This is a genomic window from Dietzia sp. CW19, assembly GCF_014145265.1.
Lineage (GTDB): Bacteria > Actinomycetota > Actinomycetes > Mycobacteriales > Mycobacteriaceae > Dietzia > Dietzia natronolimnaea.
Window position 1 is genome coordinate 1 of sequence record NZ_JAALEE010000475.1, and the last position, 2,242, is coordinate 2,242.

Annotated in this window: 1 protein-coding gene and 1 pseudogene; both read left to right on the forward strand. The window is 73.0% G+C overall.

All coding sequences use genetic code 11. The features are described 5' to 3' along the window. The coding region (locus tag G6021_RS13695) for a circularly permuted type 2 ATP-grasp protein (RefSeq protein WP_182610747.1) at nucleotides 1-1,574 on the forward strand (1,574 nt) is incomplete at its 5' end. Continuing rightward, nucleotides 1,567-2,242 (forward strand): annotated as a pseudogene (locus G6021_RS17445) (S9 family peptidase); the annotation flags it as partial. The gene G6021_RS13695 and the pseudogene G6021_RS17445, both read left to right, overlap by 8 nt.

The following is a 2,242-nucleotide window of genomic DNA, read 5'->3' on the forward strand; positions in this document are numbered from 1 at the left end:
CGGCCCGCCAACGCGCCGCCCACCGCCGTCGCGGGAGGCGTGGCGACGTGGTGGCCGTCCTGCTGGCGGAGACCGTCGACCGGATCCGGCCCCGCGACGTGGCGGACGACCGCGACATGCGGTCGATGCTCGCCTCCTACTCGCCGCTGGGTGAGGCCGTCACCGAGGAGGTGCACGACGAGGCGATCACCGAGGACGGCGTGCCGCGGCCCGAGTACGTGGACGTGCTCAAGGCCGTCTCGGACCTGGGCCCCGAGACCCTGTGTGAGCGCAAGGACACGGTCGACGACAGCCTCCGCGACCTCGGGGTGACGCTCAAGGTCTACGGCAGGGACGAGCCGCAGGTGTTCCCGCTGGACGCGGTCCCGCGGATCATCCCGGCCGACCAGTGGGCGCGGATCTCGGCGGGGATCGAGCAGCGCGCCCGCGCGATGGAGTTGTTCCTCCGGGACATCTACGGCCCCGGCGAGATCACCCGGGCCGGTGTCGTCCCCGCCGAGGCCCTCGAGCGGGCACCGGGTTTCCGTCCCACCGGCCGGTCGGTCCCGGCGGGGGCGTTGCACGCCCCGGTGTGCGGGGTCGACCTCGTGTCCACCGCCCCGGGCGAGTGGGTGGTCCTCGAGGACAACCTGCGGATGGCCGGCGGACTGGCCATGGCGGTCGCGCTGCGCGACCGGATCAGCGAGGGCTTCCCCGAGTTCGGCGCACGGTCCGAGATCCACGATCCCCGGGTCGGCCTGGACATGCTGACGCAGACGCTGCGCGCGGCCGCGCCGGACGGCGTCGACGATCCGGCGATCGCGGTGGTGATCGCGGAGGACGAGCTCGGATCCTTCGACCTGGGCCAGGTCGCGGCCGCGATCGGCGGCCCGCTCGTCACCCCCGACCACCTGGTGGTCGAGGACAGTCGACTGTGGCGCGTCGACGGCGACGAGCGCAGCCCCGTCGACGTGCTCTACGTCCGTATGGACGAGGAGATGCTGCTCTCCTCCGAGGGGGCCGACGGAACCGTTCTGCGGCGCGGTCTGCTCGGCGCGATGGCGGAGGGCGGGGTGGCCGTGGTCAACGCCCCCGGCAACGGCGCGGCGGACGACAAGGCGATCTACGCGCGCGTGCCGGAGATCATCAACTTCTTCCTGGGCGAGAAGCCCCTCATCGGCCAGGTGGACACCTATCTCTGCTCCGACCCCGAGCAGCGTAAGCAGGTCCTCGACCGGCTGGGGGAGCTCGTGGTCAAGCCGATCGACGGGTACGGGGGCTCCGGCATCACCGTCGGCCCCGAGTGCACGCCCCGCGAGCTCGACGAGCGCCGCGACGAGCTGCGGCGGCACGGCGAGCGATTCGTCGCGCAGGAGGTCCAGGCCCTGTCCACCCTGCCGACGTTCGACGGGCACGAACTCCAGCGCCGGCACGTCGACATGCGGGCGTTCGTCATGCTCCGACCCGGGGACTCGGGTGAGATCCTCGCCTCCGCCCCGCCCGTCGCACTGACACGGGTGGCTCCGGCGGGCACGATGGTCGTCAACGCCTCGAGCGGGGGCGGGGGAAAGGACACCTGGATCCACCGTGCATGACACGACCGAGATCACCGAGGAGGCCGAGTCCCTGGACGTCGCCGGCCCACCCGACGACGCCGCCGGGGGGCCGGACGCGATCCGTCACACCACCTCTCCGTGCCTGTCCCCGGACGGGTCGATGCTGGCGTGCGTGGTCACCGAGCGCACCGGATACCCGCGGGCGGTGCAGCGGCCACTGGGCCTGGGGGGCCTCGACGGGGCAGGGCCGGAGCGCGACGTCGTGCTGCCCGTCAACGGCCCGGTCCGTCGAGTCGCCTACTCTCCCAACGGCAAGTGGCTGGCCTGTGAGGTGGCACCCGACGGCGGTGAGCGCGAGCGGATCTGGCTGGTCACGACCGATCCCGCGGACAAGGACGTCTACCCGATCGACACCCACCACGACGCCACCGAGCAGATCGTCTGCTGGGACGGCGACCTGCTGGCCCTGACCGCCTTCGACTCCGAGGGACTGGCCGAGGGCAGGCTGGTGGACCCGGAGACGGGCGAGAGCACGGTGGTCGACAGCCGGATGGGGGGCGCGCTCGTCCACGCCCGCGACGGCGCGGCCCTGTTCCGGGTCGGAGCCCGCGGGCACCGCGAACTGCTCCGGATCGTCCCGGACGGCCGGTGGTGGCCGCTGTTGCCCGTCGACACCGGGTCCACCACGGACGCCGGCGTGATCCTCG